This is a genomic window from Microbacterium sp. AK009 (genome assembly GCF_013410955.1).
In the GTDB taxonomy this organism is placed as follows: domain Bacteria; phylum Actinomycetota; class Actinomycetes; order Actinomycetales; family Microbacteriaceae; genus Microbacterium.
Genome location: NZ_JACCCG010000002.1, coordinates 70259 through 82737 on the forward strand (window position 1 = coordinate 70259; position 12479 = coordinate 82737).

The following is a 12479-nucleotide window of genomic DNA, read 5'->3' on the forward strand; positions in this document are numbered from 1 at the left end:
CCGACGCATGACCGGTGCAGCGAACGACGGCAAGGCCCTTACGGTCACCGTCGACAGCGAGTCCTTCGCCCGCATCCCGATCCGCACACGGGTCGTGATGCCGGGCGATGATCTCGACGAGTTCGTGCGGGAGTACGCGGCGAGCCTGGTGCGCCCGGGCGACCTCCTCTTCGTGACGGAGAAGATCGTCGCGATCACGCAGGGGCGGTCGTACCCGCTGGACGAGATCCAGCCGCGCCGCCTCGCTCGATTCCTCTCGCGCTACGTCACCCGCACGCCCTACGGCATCGGACTCGGCATGCCCGAGACGATGGAGATGGCGCTGCGCGAGTGCGGGACCCCCCGCATTCTGCTCGCCGCCGCCGTCTCAGCGGTGACGAAGCTGTTCGGCCGCACGGGCGATTTCTACCGGATCGCCGGTGACAAGGCGCGCGCGATCGACGGCCCCACCAGCGGCACGATCCCGCCGTACAACAAGGCCGTCGTCCTCGGTCCCCACCGCCCCCGCGACGTCGCCCGTCGGCTGAAGGATCTTCTCGACGGCGTTCCGGAAGTGGCGGTGGTCGACATCAACGACCTCGGAGGCAACATCCTCGGGTCCACGGTGAGCAGAGCCCGCGAGAACCAGCTCGTGAAGATCTTGAGGGACAACCCGCTCGGCCAGGGTCACCAGTCGACGCCGCTCGGCATCATCCGCGCGGCCTGACCCTCGGGTCTCAGCTGAGGATCGCCGTCACGGCAAGAAGAACGGGGATGCACCCGACCGTCGTCAGGAATACGGTATCCCGGGCGATCGCCTCTCCGGCGTCGAAGCGTTGAGCATAGTTGAACACGTTCTGCGCGGTCGGGAGGGCGGCCAACACGACGATGACGAGCACGTCAGCGCGGGGGAGTGCGAACACCAGCGCGGCCACCACCCAGGCGATGGCCGGCATCACCAGGAGCTTCAGCGTCGTGGCGAGGATGACGTCGCGACGACGCCCGTGCGCGCCGAGCACGCGCTGGCCGAACAGGGACAGACCGTAGCTGATGAGCAGCACCGGCACGCAGGCGTTCGCCACCAACTGGGCGGGCGCCATGACGACCTCGGGAAGAGCAAGGCCGCTGATCGACACGGCCGCGCCGAGGGCGGAACCGATCACGATGGGGTTGATGACGACGCGGCCGATCGTCTTCCACAGCGACGAGCGGCCCGAGGTCGCCGCGTCGAGGATCGCCATGGCGATCGGGGTGAAGACGAGGAGCTGCAGGAGGATGACGGGAGCCGGGAACGCGGCGTTCCCGAGCAGGTACAGCGAGAGGGGGATGCCGATGTTGTTGGAGTTCACCTGTCCCGCGCTGAGACTCCCGATCGTCGTCTCGGCGACCGACCGGCGCCACGCGAAGCGGGCGATGGCGGCGTAGACCGCGATGACCGCGACCGCCGCGATCGCCGATACCGGCAGCAACGAGGAGAAGAGGGTCCGCACGTCGGCTTCGGCGAGCACGACGAACAGCAGGAACGGCGACAGGACGAAGAAGGTCAGCCGCGCCAGGACAGGTCGGGCGTGTTCCCCCAGCAGGTTGATGCGTCCGAGGATGTAGCCGATGAGGATCGAGACGCCCACCACGACGAAGCCGGTGAGAGCCGAGAGCATCCCTCGATGCTAGTGCGGCAGACCTCTCAGGCCGGCCGCACGCGGAGCCAGACGACGCCGTGCGGGGGCAGCATCAGGCCGATCGCGAGAGCGACGGAGGAGCCCGAGACGATCTCCGTGGCATCCGCTTCGAACCCTGAGAAGGTGAGCGGTTCGATGAGGACCTCGGAGTCGCCGACGTTGCCGAGCACCAGGATCGTCGAATCCGCGCCCACACGCTGGAATCCGACGACCTGCCGGAAGGAGGTGTGGAACGGCACCAGCGGATTGCCCGCGGCGAACTCGGGGGAGTTCTTGCGAGCCCGGATGAGGGCGTGAAGCCGCGTGCTGATGCGCCCGGCGGCGGTCGACGGGTCATCGCGGGAGGCGTAGGCGCGCTCATCGCGGTGGGGGCGGTGCACCCACCGGCTGTCGGCAGCGTGCGCGGGGTCGTCCCGGTAGCCGTAGTCGTTGAGCTGGCCGACCTCGTCGCCGAGGTAGATCAGCGGGATCCCGCCGGTGGAGAGGGCGAGCGCATGGGCGAGGACGACCCGGTCTTCTCCTCCCGGGTCTCCCGCCTCGACGCCCGCGAGCGAGGCGGTCGTACCGGCGACGCGGGCATCGCCGGTCTTGGGGTTCTCCTGGAACGGCTCACCCCGCGAGAAGGTGCCCTCGAACCGGCCGACGTAGAAGTCGTTCAGGAACCGGCGGTGCGGGTAGCCGTCGATGCCGAGCTCCGCGGCATCCTCGTCGGCGAAGGTCCACCCGATATCGTCGTGGCTGCGCACGTAGTTCACCCATGAGGTGCCCGGAGGCAGCGCGTGGCGCTCATCGAGCGCCTTCTGGAGCAGACGGGCATCGCGGGTGGCGAGGGCCTCCCAGCCGAGCGCCATCTGCAGCGGGTTGTACGACAGCTGGCACTCGTCGGGTGAGATGTAGCTGATGACCTCGTCGGGGTGGACGATCGCTTCGGACTTGAACAGCACCGAGGGGGCGGCCAGTCGGAGCACGAGGTTGAAGGCGCGGAGCAGGAGGTGCGCTTCGGGAAGCGATTCGCACGGGGTGCCCAGGCGTTTCCAGATGAAGGCCACCGCATCCATGCGGAGCACCTCGACCCCCTGATTGGCGAGGAACATCATCTCCTGTGCCATCGCCCGGAACACCCGGGGGTTGGCATAGTTCAGGTCCCACTGGAAGTGGTAGAACGTCGCCCAGATCCAGCGTCCGTCGGGCAGCTGCACGAAGGCGCCCGGGTGGTCGTCGGGGAAGATCTCGCGCACCGTCTCCTCGTACCGGTCGGGCATCGTGCGGTCGGGGAAGATCAGGTAGAAGTCCTCGTAGTCGGGGTCGCCGGCGACGGCTTTGCGCGCCCACTCGTGCTCGTTGCTGGTGTGGTTGAAGATGAAGTCGAGCACGAGCGAGATGCCCGCCTCGCGGAGGTCGGCCGACAGCGCAGCCAGGTCGGCCATGGTGCCGAGCGGTGGATCGACTCGGCGGTAGCTCGAGACCGCGTACCCGCCGTCGTTGTTGCCCTCGGGGGAGTCGAACAGCGGCATCAGGTGCAGGTAGGTGAGCCCCAGCTCCTGGAAGTAGGGGATCTGCGCCCGGATGCCGGCGAGGGTTCCCGCGTAGCGGTCGACGTAGCAGACCCCGCCCAGCATCCGCTCCGACAGGAACCAGTCGGGGTGGGCGGTGCGCTGCGCGTCGAGGATCTTCAGCCCGGCCGGTCGATCCCGCCACCCGGCCGCTGCCGCGGCGACCACCTCGGCAAGGGCCTCACGCCCGTCCTCGCGGTCGCCGTAGAGCTGCAGGAAGAGCCTGTGCAGCTCGGGGAGGACAGCGGTCAGGCGCTCATGGAAGCCGGGGTCGGGGAGGCCGAGCGCAGTCCGGGCGGCCGCCACGGTCGCGTCGAAGTCGAGTGCGGAATCAGGACTGAGGCGGGACATGGCGCTCCACATCGACGGGGATCACGTGGATCGAATGGTATCGCCCGCCGTGGGGTCGGGGCCGGTGAGCAGCGGTGCGCCCGGTTGGCACCGCGGGCACCACCAGGTACGCCGGCGCTCTGGATCGTTGGGCACCTCAGCGGCGACCTCGACCGTGGTGCCGCAGCGCAGGCACGGCCGGCCGGCACGACCCACCACCCAGTGAGTCGACCCGCGGCCACGATCGCCGGTGGTGACCTGGTACATGCCGGGAACCGTGGCCGAGATGCGCAAGCACCGTGCGGCCAGGGCGACGAGCGCTGCGAGATCGGTGACGCCGATGGGAGCGAAGGGATGGATGCCACGCAGAAACGCGAGCTCGTTCACCCAGAGATTCCCGAGCCCGGCGAGGTTGGCCTGGTCGAGAAGCGCAGCGACGGTCGGTCGGTCAGGCCGTCTCGTCAGCCGTCGGACCGCCTCGGCGGCATCCCAGTCTTCTCGGAGCGGATCAGGACCGAGCCGCTCCCGCACCCGATCCTCGTCGGCGGTCGGGGCGTACTCCATGACCGGCACATCGACGCCCCATAGGGTGACGCCGTCATCAAGGGCGAATCGGCAGCGCACGCGGTGCAGCTCGGCGCGCGGAAGCGGACGTCTGGTCACCGACCAGGATCCCTGCATCTTCAGATGGGTGTGCAGCGACCACCCGTCGTCGAACCGCGTGAAGAGGTGCTTGCCGTGCGTGTCGTACGAAAGGATCCGTCGTCCGTCGAGCTTGGCGCCGGCGTGCGCGCCGGAACGCAGCTCGCCCGACACGATCGTCCGGCCGACCGACGCGCCCTCCAGGCGGCGGGCGAGTCGGTAGACGCTGTCACCTTCCGGCATCGCGCCACTCTAGGCGGGACATCCGACACTGCGGTTACGCCGATAATGCACATTATGTCATTTTGAGCGGAGCCGCCGCGCTGTGCGGGCTCCCCTGCGCGACTGAAGAGCGGAGCGATCGCGACGACACAGGAAGTCGGTCGCGCGCAAGCCCCCTCGGTCGTGCGACGGTCGGTCGTACTGTCGCGTCATGGATATCTCCGAAGTTGCCTGGAACGAGCCCGCCCGCGCGAAGATCCTCGACGATGCCGACCACGTCCTCCGCGAGGCTGTACTCAAGGTCGCCGAACAGGACGAGGTCTCGTCCGACGACGCGTTCGCGCAGCTCAATCACCTTCTCAAGGATCGCTTCATCGACTACCAGCCGGGTCCTGACATCCGCAGGTACGCCGACGCGATCTCCGCCGGCGAGTTCCGTGGAAGCACCAGTTGACAGGAAGACCGGCTCGAGCTGATTGACTGTTGGCGAATCCAGCAGGAGTTGTCATGACCTCGTCCCGTCGTCACCCGCCCGGCCAGCTCGTCGTCGCGCCGCATGTGCGAGCCGCCCTCGATCGCGGCGAACCCGTCCTCGCCCTCGAATCGACGATCTTCACGCACGGCCTCCCTCGGCCGCGCAACCTCGAGGTGGCTCGGGAGGCGGAAGCTCGGCTGCGCGAGGGCGGCGTCGTGCCGGCCACGATCGGCGTCGTCGACGGGCGGCTTACTGTCGGCCTCTCCCCCGCCGAGATCGAGATCCTCTCGACGAATGACGACGTGGTGAAACTGAGCCTGCGCGATCTCCCCATCGCCGCCGCCAAAGGTCTGAGCGGTGGCACCACTGTCGCGGCAACCGCATTCCTCGCCAGCCGCGCCGGCATCCGGGTCTTCTCCACCGGCGGTCTCGGCGGAGTGCACCGCGACGCGCAGCACACCTTCGATGAGTCCGCCGACCTGCCGACGCTCGCCGCACTCCCCCTCGTCGTCGTGAGCGCGGGCGTCAAGTCGATCCTCGACATCCCGCTCACCCTGGAGCGCATGGAAACGCTGGGTCTCACCGTCGTCGGCTATCGCACCATCGACTATCCCGGCTTCTACATCGCCGACTCGGGGCTCGACATCGATTACTCCGCCGACTCCGCGACAGAGATCGCCGACATCGCCCGTGCTCGCGACACCCTCGGAATCGTGTCGACCCTTCTCGTCGCACGACCCGTCGACGCCGACCATCAGCTTCCGCCGCAGCTGCACGACGAGGTACTCGCCCGCGCACTCGACGCCGCCTCCGCAGCCGGGATCTCCGGCCACGACACCACGCCGTTCCTGCTGGACTACATGCAGCGCGAGACCGGGGGCCGCAGCCTCGACGTCAACGTCGCGGTGTACCGCGGCAATGTGGCGCTCGGGGCGGAGATCGCCGCCGCCCTCGCCGGCGCCGAGTGATGCTCACGGTCATCGGCGACCTCCTCGCCGACATCGTCGTTCTCGGCGCTTCCTCGCTCGAGCGGGGCACCGACAACCCCGTGACGATCACCCACACCCGGGGCGGCAGCGCCGCCAATGTCGCCGCGGCCGCCGCGCCCGCGGCATCCGTCCGATTCATCGGCAGAGTGGGAGCGGATGCCGAGGGCGAGGCGCTCGTCCACGAACTCGAGCGGTCGGGGGTCGAGGTCCGCGTCCAACGAGCCGGGCGTACCGGTTCGATCGTGATCCTCGTGGACGACGCCGCCGAACGGACGATGCTGACCGATCGTGGTGCCGCCGCCGAGCTCAGACCGGTCGATCCCGCATGGCTCGAGGGCACCCGGTGGCTGCATCTGCCGCTCTACGGGTTCGCCGACGCCCCGTCGCGGGAAGTATTGCGCTCAGCCGCGTCCTGGACGCGCGAGCGCAACCTGTCCGTCAGCCTCGATCTGTCGAGCGTGGCGACGATGCGGGCGCTCGGGAGGGAGATGCTGCACGGGCTGTTCGGGCACCTCTCCCCCACTGTCGTCTTCGCGAACGCCGATGAAGCAGCGCTCCTGGACGAGTTTTCGCCCCCCGCGCCCCCGGGCACGGTGTTCGTCATCAAGCGCGGCAACGCTCCGGTCCAGGTCCGTGACCCGAGCGGCCTCACCGAGGTCCCGGTGGAGCGGGTCGAGGACGTCGTCGACACGACCGGCGCCGGGGACGCCTTCGCCGCCGGTTACATCGTCGCCGCGCTTCGCGGCGAGGATCCCGCCGCGTGTGCCGGCGCCGGGTGCGCATCAGCGCGGGAAGCGCTCCTCCGACCGGGTGCCCTGTAGCGGGGCGCGCGCGTCACAGGGTGAGCGCGCGCTCAAGGGCCGTGGGATCGACGTAGTGATGCGTCCGGAACCCCACGCCCGCGGCGGCATGGACGTTGGCTTCCGAATCGTCGACGAAGAAGCACTGGGTGGGGTCGGTGTTCAGTGATTCCGCGACGGCGAGGAAAGCCTCACCCGCGGGTTTGGCCATGCCCAGGGTGCTGGAGTTGAACACGATGTCGAACTCGCCCGCCAGGTTCAGACGGTCAAGGTCGGCGTCCAGCCGCGACGTGGCATTGCTGAAGAGGGCGACGGTGCGGCATCCTCGTTCTCGCCGGAGAACGCGCAGCACCTCGTGATCGACACGACCTGCGGGTCGTGACCACTCCAAGACGGCGCGCCGCCCTCCGGGTCCGAACGACGCCTCGAGCCCCGCCGCGATCTGCTCGCGCCACTCCTCGTCGGTGATCTCACCGGTGATCGCTCGGTGCAGGAGGGAGATGTCGTCGAACACCGCCTCGCGGAGCCGGCCCGGGGGAAGACCATGCGCCGCCTCGGCGTCCACGATGATCGAGGCGTCCCAGATGCGGAGCACGCCGTCGAGGTCGATCACGAGCGGTCCCGGCACGCCCGAAGTCTAATCGGGGACCGTCGCCATCCCCCTTCTCATCGAGACACCGCGTTCGCGTTGACCCGACGCGATACTGCGGGTGTCTCGACGCGAATGCGGTGTCTCGACGAACCGTGCCTCGCGGGTCGCGATCGCCGAGCTGTACTCACCTAGCCCGTGGCGAAGCCGCCGTTCACCTTGAGCAGCTGCCCGTTGACCCACGAACCCTCCGGCGACAGCAGGAACCGGACGGTGTTCGCGATGTCGTCGGGGGTTCCGAGGCGCCCCGCCGGAGTGGCATCGCGGGCCCAACGCCGGATGTCGTCATCCATCCAGCCCGTGTCGATCGGGCCGGGGTTGATGACGTTCGCCCGCACGCCCCGCTCCCCGAGTTCGACGGCCGCCGCGATGACGATCCGGTCCAGTGCGCCTTTGCTCGCACCGTAGGGAAGGTTGTGCGCGGTGTGATCACTCGTCAGCGCGATGATCGATCCCGCGACTTCTCCCTCCGCGGCGTGCGGCGGCAAGCGTTCGGCGAACGCCTTGATGAGAAGCCACGTCGCCCGCGCGTTGACGGCGAAGTGGCGGTCGAAACTTGCGATGTCGGTCGTGAGGATGGAGCTGTCCACCGACTCGCAGTGAGACATCACGAGCGCACGCAGCGGACCGTCCGCCGAGGCTGAGGCAACAAGCCGCTCCGGCACGTCAGGATCCGACAGATCCGAGCGGACCACGGCCACCGCCACGCCCTGCGCCCGGCACTCGTCCGCGATGTCGTCGGGATCCGACACGCTGCGCTCGAGGCCGACGCGCTCGTCGTATTCGTCCCAGTGGTTCAGGACGAGGTTCCACCCGTCACGAGCGAGACCCAGGGCGAGCGCGGCGCCGATCGATCGGCGACGTCCGACGCCGGTGATGAGGGCGGTACCCGGCGACGACGAAGGGCTCATCCCTCGAGCCTACGGTCGGCCGGGTTCGAGTCAGAGCCCCGCGGCGTCGTCGGGGCGGCTGGTCGACTGACGGGTGACCCGCTCGTTGGTCGCGGGATCGACGGTTGTGCGGCTCACCGACTCCGTGCTGCGGCGACGAGCGAGCAGAACGATGCCGAGCAGGAAGACGAGCGCGCCGGCACCCATCAGGATGTAGCCGATCATGTCGAGGTTGATCCACTCGACCTGCACGTTGACGGCGAAGGCCAGGATGGCCCCGATGGCGAACAGCGCGATACCAGCACCAATGCTCATGGGTCTTCCCTTTCCGGGTTTGCGAGGGTCATACGCCCTTCACTGTGGCGCGGATCGGCATCACCGCGCACCCTCTTGACACACGGCAGTCTGATGCGGCAGGTCGGAGGGGCGGCCTAGGCTTCGGGCATGACTCCGGTGATCTTCCACACAGCGACGACGCTGAACGGATTCCTGGCCGACGACGCCGATTCACTCGATTGGCTCTTCGCCACCCCCGGTGCTGATGAGGCGGAGAGCGACTTCTCCACCTTCCTCGAGACGGTCGGTGTTCTCGTCATGGGGTCGACGACATACAACTGGGTCGTGGAGCACGAGGACCTCCTCTCACACCCCGACCGGTGGACGGACATCTACGGCGACCGCCCGACGTGGGTGTTCACTTCCCGCGATCTCCCCCGCATCGAGGGAGCAGATGTGCGGTTCGTCCAGGGCGAGGTGGCACCGCACTGGGCTGGGATTCGCGACGCGGCGGGCGACCGCGCGGTCTGGATCGTGGGCGGGGGCGACCTCGCGGGCCAGTTCGCCGACGCGGATCTGCTGACGGAGATCCGGGTGTCGATCGCCCCGGCCACCCTGCCCTCCGGCCGTCCCCTACTCCCCCGCCGCATCGGCCCCGATCGGTTGCGGCTGGAGGGGATGACGCGGGCCGGCCAGTTCGCCGAGCTGCGGTACTCGGTGCGTCCGGCGTGATCCGCGCTCGGTGGTGTGTCCCAGGCGTCAGACCGACGACGGGGTGAGGGTCACCCAATCGGCGTACTTCGGCGCACGACCGTCGCCCGATGAAGTCCCCGTCAGTCGCCGACGCATCCACGGGCCGAGGTGCTCCCGGTAGTAGTCCCGGCGCCCGAGCTGCCCGAGGTCGAGTTCGGGGAGCGACCACCAGTCGGCCGGCGGGGTGAAGCCGAGCGCCGTCAGCACGCGCGCTGCGACCCGATGGTGACCGCGGCTGTTCATGTGCAGTCGGTCGGGAGACCAGAACGGCGGGGCGGACAGTTCGCGATCGGGCCAGTTGAGGGCGCGGATGACATCCGGACGATCGTCCACCCGTCCGACCACCGCGATCGAGAGGAGGTCGCCGCGGCGCTGGATGACGCGGCTGAGCGGAAGCTGGGGCGAGGGGTTCGCTCCCGACAGCAGGATCAGCTGCACGCCCTCCTCGTCGCAGCGGCGCAGGACCTGACTGAACGCGTCGGCGATACGCCGGATGGAGGTGCGCGGTCGGAGCATGTCGTTGCCGCCGCCGTTGAACGACAGGTGCGTGGGCTTCAGCGCCAGTGCGGGCTCGAGCTGCTCTTCGACGATCGGCCAGACGAGCTTGCCGCGGATCGCGAGGTTGGCGTACTCGACCGGCTGCCCGCTCGCATCCGCCCACCCCTGAGCGGCAAGGTCCGCCCATCCGCGCGTCCGGCCGTCGGGGAGCTCGTCTCCGACACCCTCTGTGAACGAGTCGCCGATCGCGACGTAGCGCACTGCAGCCATCAGACCACCCTACGCACGGTCAGCGGTCATCCAGCGCGCGGCCCCTCCGATCGACCAATCCCCACGCGCCGGCGGCGGCGACGGCGAAGAAGGCCGCGAACACGATGAAGAGCACCGGCGCACCGCCGAGGACCAGGAGGGGTGGCACCGCCAGCGGCGCGAGGATGGAGGCGATCCGCCCGATCCCGGCGGCCCATCCGGCGCCGGTGGCGCGCACCGAGGTCGGATAGGTCTCCGGGGTGATCGCGTAGAGGGCGCCCCAGGCCCCGAGGTTGAAGAACGACAGCGCCATCCCGGTGCCGATCACTGCTGCCTCGCTGGTGGCGGTGCCGAACAGCACCGCGGCGACCGCGGACCCGACGAGGAACACCGACAGGGTCACCCGACGACCCCACACCTCGATCAACCAGGCCGCCGCCGCATACCCCGGCAGCTGGGCGAGCGTGATGATCAAGGTGAACCCGAACGAGCGCACCAGGTCGTACCCCTGCGACACGAGGATCGAGGGGATCCAGATGAAAGCGCCGTAGTAGCTGAAGTTCACGCAGAACCACACCAGCCAGAGACTGAGGGTGCGCAACCGGAACTCCACGCTCCACAGGGCCGCGACCCCGCTGCGAACCGTCGAGGCGCCCGCCGGTTCGACCGGAGCCGGATCTGCGGCCCCGCCTGCGCGGAAGAGAGCGGGCGAGGCCGCGAAGGAGTCCGCCACGTCCGCGGCATGCGCGGTGCGGCCGCGTCGCTCGAGCCAGCGGGCAGACTCGGGCAAACCCCACCGCACCACGAGCGCGTACACCGCAGGGATCGCCCCGAGGGCGAACGCCCACCGCCACCCGTTCTCCGATGCCGGGATCACGAAGTATCCGATCAGCGCGGCGGCAGTCCAGCCCACCGCCCAGAAGGCCTCGAGGACGACGATCACGCGGCCGCGGATGCGCGCGGGAGCGAACTCGCTGACGTAGGTGGACGCGACGGGCAGTTCGGCGCCGAGACCGAGTCCGACGATGAAGCGGAGCACCAGCAGCGCAGCCACTCCCCCGACCAGCGCACTCGCCCCGGTCGCGAGGCCGTAGACGAGCAGCGTGACCGCGAAGACCGAGCGACGTCCGATGCGGTCGGCCAGCAGACCGCCGAGGCTGGCCCCGACGGCCATGCCGAGGAAGCCCGCCGAGGCGATGAGGGAGGTCTCGGTGCCCGTGAGGCTCCACTGCTGAGCGAGGACGGCGATGACGAAGGAGATGAGCCCCACGTCCATCGCGTCCAGCGCCCACCCCACTCCCGAGCCGGTCAGGACCCGGAGGTGTCTGCGGGTGAAGGGGAGGCCGTCGAGGCGGTCACTGACCGACTCGGGGGCCGTGCGAATGCTCACGCAGTCATGTTAGGACGCTGCCGTCGCTGCCGGCAGTGACGTCGCATCCGCGGCCTGCGCCTCGGCCACCAGCTCGCGCACGCGCGGAATCACCTGGGTGCCGAACAGCTCGATCGAGTGCATGAGCTTCTCGTGCCCGAGCGTGCCGTTGGAGTATTTCAGGTCGAAGCGATCGAGCCCGAGGGTGAGGACGGTGTCGGCGATCTTGCGGGCGACGCGTTCGGGCGAGCCGGCATAGATGGCGCCCTCTCCGACATCCTGCTGGAAGCGGAGACGGTTGTAGGGGGGCCAGCCCCGCTCGCGTCCGATCGTCGAGAACATGACGTCGAAGGCAGGATAGGCCTCCTCCCACGCCTGCTCATCGGTGTCGGCGATGTGGCCGGGCGAGTGCACCCCGATCGGGCGCGAGTCGTGGCCGAAGGATGCCAGCGATCGGCGGAACAGCTCGGCGTACGGCGCGAAGCGAGCAGCGGGCCCGCCGATGATGGCGAGCATGAGGCCGAAGCCGTAGCGCGCCGTCCGGACGACCGACTCGGGCGAGCCACCCACCCCGACCCAGGCCGGCATTCCGCTCTCGGTCTTGGGGAACACATCGACGTTCGACAGGCCCCGGCGGGTCGTCCCCTCCCAGGTCACCGGCTGCTCGGTGAGCAGCTGAGCGAACAGGTCGAGCTTCTCCTCGAACAGAACCTCGTAGTCCTTGAGCTCGTAGCCGAACAGCGGGAACGACTCCGTGAACGATCCACGCCCGAGGATCGGCTCGGCACGGCCGTTCGAGAGGGCGTCGAGGGTCGCGAAGCGCTGGTAGACGCGGACCGGCTCGTCCGAGGACAGGACGGTCACCGCGGTGCCGAGACGGATGTCGCGCGTTCGCGACGCGATCGCGGCGAGAACGACCTCGGGGCTCGAGACGGCGTACTCGCGGCGGTGGTGCTCCCCCACGCCGAAGAACGAGATGCCCACCTCGTCGGCGAGCACTGCCTGGTCGACGAGGTTGCGCAGGGTCTGCGCCTGCGACAGCTCTTGGCCGTCCGCATCGACGGTGACGTCCCCGAACGTATGGAGTCCGAACTGGATCATGATCGCCCTTTCTCGATGGCCCCCG

Annotated in this window: 14 protein-coding genes; 5 read left to right on the forward strand and 9 right to left on the reverse strand. The window is 69.1% G+C overall.

The window, feature by feature from the left end:
- Positions 1–7: 7 nt before the first annotated feature.
- Positions 8–706 (forward strand): coenzyme F420-0:L-glutamate ligase, encoded by a 699-nt coding sequence (locus HDC37_RS04260; RefSeq protein ID WP_179559184.1) that lies wholly within the window; start codon positions 8–10, stop codon positions 704–706.
- Between the two features lie 10 nt (positions 707–716).
- On the opposite strand, the gene HDC37_RS04265 is transcribed toward HDC37_RS04260, so the two are convergent.
- Genes HDC37_RS04265 through HDC37_RS04275 form a run of 3 tightly spaced genes read right to left on the reverse strand, consistent with a single transcriptional unit; the run spans position 717 to position 4426 of the window.
- Positions 717–1637 (reverse strand): AEC family transporter, encoded by a 921-nt coding sequence (locus HDC37_RS04265; RefSeq protein ID WP_179559185.1) that lies wholly within the window; start codon positions 1635–1637, stop codon positions 717–719.
- Between the two features lie 26 nt (positions 1638–1663).
- Entirely contained in the window at positions 1664–3562 is a 1899-nt protein-coding gene (locus HDC37_RS04270) for an alpha-amylase family protein (protein ID WP_179559186.1), read from the reverse strand.
- A 21-nt stretch (positions 3563–3583) separates the two neighbouring features.
- Positions 3584–4426: a DNA-formamidopyrimidine glycosylase family protein gene (locus HDC37_RS04275; RefSeq protein ID WP_179559187.1), complete on the reverse strand. Its 843-nt coding sequence runs from the start codon at positions 4424–4426 to the stop codon at positions 3584–3586.
- 190 nt (positions 4427–4616) lie between these two features.
- Between HDC37_RS04275 and HDC37_RS04280 the strand changes: the two genes are divergently transcribed.
- Genes HDC37_RS04280 through HDC37_RS04290 form a run of 3 tightly spaced genes read left to right on the forward strand, consistent with a single transcriptional unit; the run spans position 4617 to position 6690 of the window.
- Complete coding sequence (locus tag HDC37_RS04280) at positions 4617–4859, forward strand: hypothetical protein (protein WP_179559188.1); 243 nt, start codon at positions 4617–4619, stop codon at positions 4857–4859.
- Between the two features lie 53 nt (positions 4860–4912).
- Positions 4913–5848 (forward strand): pseudouridine-5'-phosphate glycosidase, encoded by a 936-nt coding sequence (locus HDC37_RS04285; protein WP_179559189.1) that lies wholly within the window; start codon positions 4913–4915, stop codon positions 5846–5848.
- Entirely contained in the window at positions 5848–6690 is an 843-nt protein-coding gene (locus HDC37_RS04290; RefSeq protein WP_218869369.1) for a carbohydrate kinase family protein, read from the forward strand. The genes HDC37_RS04285 and HDC37_RS04290 overlap by 1 nt, the downstream gene beginning before the upstream one ends.
- 13 nt (positions 6691–6703) lie before the next feature.
- Here HDC37_RS04290 and HDC37_RS17490 read toward each other — a convergent pair whose 3' ends face one another.
- From HDC37_RS17490 to HDC37_RS04305, 3 genes are all read right to left on the reverse strand, one after another.
- Complete coding sequence (locus HDC37_RS17490) at positions 6704–7297, reverse strand: HAD-IA family hydrolase (RefSeq protein WP_179559191.1); 594 nt, start codon at positions 7295–7297, stop codon at positions 6704–6706.
- A 152-nt stretch (positions 7298–7449) separates the two neighbouring features.
- Positions 7450–8229: an SDR family oxidoreductase gene (locus HDC37_RS04300; RefSeq protein ID WP_179559192.1), complete on the reverse strand. Its 780-nt coding sequence runs from the start codon at positions 8227–8229 to the stop codon at positions 7450–7452.
- Positions 8230–8259: 30 nt separating this feature from the next.
- Positions 8260–8523, reverse strand: coding sequence for a DUF6458 family protein (locus tag HDC37_RS04305; RefSeq protein WP_179559193.1), 264 nt, complete (start codon positions 8521–8523; stop codon positions 8260–8262).
- 129 nt (positions 8524–8652) lie between these two features.
- Here HDC37_RS04305 and HDC37_RS04310 point away from each other — a divergent pair, with 129 nt between their 5' ends.
- Complete coding sequence (locus HDC37_RS04310) at positions 8653–9216, forward strand: dihydrofolate reductase family protein (protein WP_179559194.1); 564 nt, start codon at positions 8653–8655, stop codon at positions 9214–9216.
- A gap of 27 nt (positions 9217–9243) precedes the next feature.
- Here the strand turns inward: HDC37_RS04310 and HDC37_RS04315 are convergent, their stop codons facing one another.
- From HDC37_RS04315 to HDC37_RS04325, 3 genes are read right to left on the reverse strand one after another with little or no spacing between them, the layout of a single operon-like run.
- Positions 9244–10005, reverse strand: coding sequence for an SGNH/GDSL hydrolase family protein (locus HDC37_RS04315; protein WP_179559195.1), 762 nt, complete (start codon positions 10003–10005; stop codon positions 9244–9246).
- Between the two features lie 19 nt (positions 10006–10024).
- The gene (locus HDC37_RS04320) at positions 10025–11374 is read right to left on the reverse strand and encodes an MFS transporter (protein ID WP_308472084.1); all 1350 of its coding nucleotides are present in this window, start codon (positions 11372–11374) and stop codon (positions 10025–10027) included.
- A 9-nt stretch (positions 11375–11383) separates the two neighbouring features.
- Positions 11384–12454: an LLM class flavin-dependent oxidoreductase gene (locus HDC37_RS04325; protein WP_179559196.1), complete on the reverse strand. Its 1071-nt coding sequence runs from the start codon at positions 12452–12454 to the stop codon at positions 11384–11386.
- Positions 12455–12479: the final 25 nt, after the last annotated feature.

What these genes read in the sequence shown, in the direction of transcription:
- HDC37_RS04260 (WP_179559184.1), top strand. Translation starts at nt 8, where the DNA reads ATGACCGGTGCAGCGAACGACGGCAAGGCCCTTACGGTCACCGTCGAC.
- HDC37_RS04265 (WP_179559185.1), bottom strand. Translation starts at nt 1,637, where the DNA reads ATGCTCTCGGCTCTCACCGGCTTCGTCGTGGTGGGCGTCTCGATCCTC.
- HDC37_RS04270 (WP_179559186.1), bottom strand. Translation starts at nt 3,562, where the DNA reads ATGTCCCGCCTCAGTCCTGATTCCGCACTCGACTTCGACGCGACCGTG.
- HDC37_RS04275 (WP_179559187.1), bottom strand. Translation starts at nt 4,426, where the DNA reads ATGCCGGAAGGTGACAGCGTCTACCGACTCGCCCGCCGCCTGGAGGGC.
- HDC37_RS04280 (WP_179559188.1), top strand. Translation starts at nt 4,617, where the DNA reads ATGGATATCTCCGAAGTTGCCTGGAACGAGCCCGCCCGCGCGAAGATC.
- HDC37_RS04285 (WP_179559189.1), top strand. Translation starts at nt 4,913, where the DNA reads ATGACCTCGTCCCGTCGTCACCCGCCCGGCCAGCTCGTCGTCGCGCCG.
- HDC37_RS04290 (WP_218869369.1), top strand. Translation starts at nt 5,848, where the DNA reads ATGCTCACGGTCATCGGCGACCTCCTCGCCGACATCGTCGTTCTCGGC.
- HDC37_RS04300 (WP_179559192.1), bottom strand. Translation starts at nt 8,229, where the DNA reads ATGAGCCCTTCGTCGTCGCCGGGTACCGCCCTCATCACCGGCGTCGGA.
- HDC37_RS04305 (WP_179559193.1), bottom strand. Translation starts at nt 8,523, where the DNA reads ATGAGCATTGGTGCTGGTATCGCGCTGTTCGCCATCGGGGCCATCCTG.
- HDC37_RS04310 (WP_179559194.1), top strand. Translation starts at nt 8,653, where the DNA reads ATGACTCCGGTGATCTTCCACACAGCGACGACGCTGAACGGATTCCTG.
- HDC37_RS04315 (WP_179559195.1), bottom strand. Translation starts at nt 10,005, where the DNA reads ATGGCTGCAGTGCGCTACGTCGCGATCGGCGACTCGTTCACAGAGGGT.
- HDC37_RS04325 (WP_179559196.1), bottom strand. Translation starts at nt 12,454, where the DNA reads ATGATCCAGTTCGGACTCCATACGTTCGGGGACGTCACCGTCGATGCG.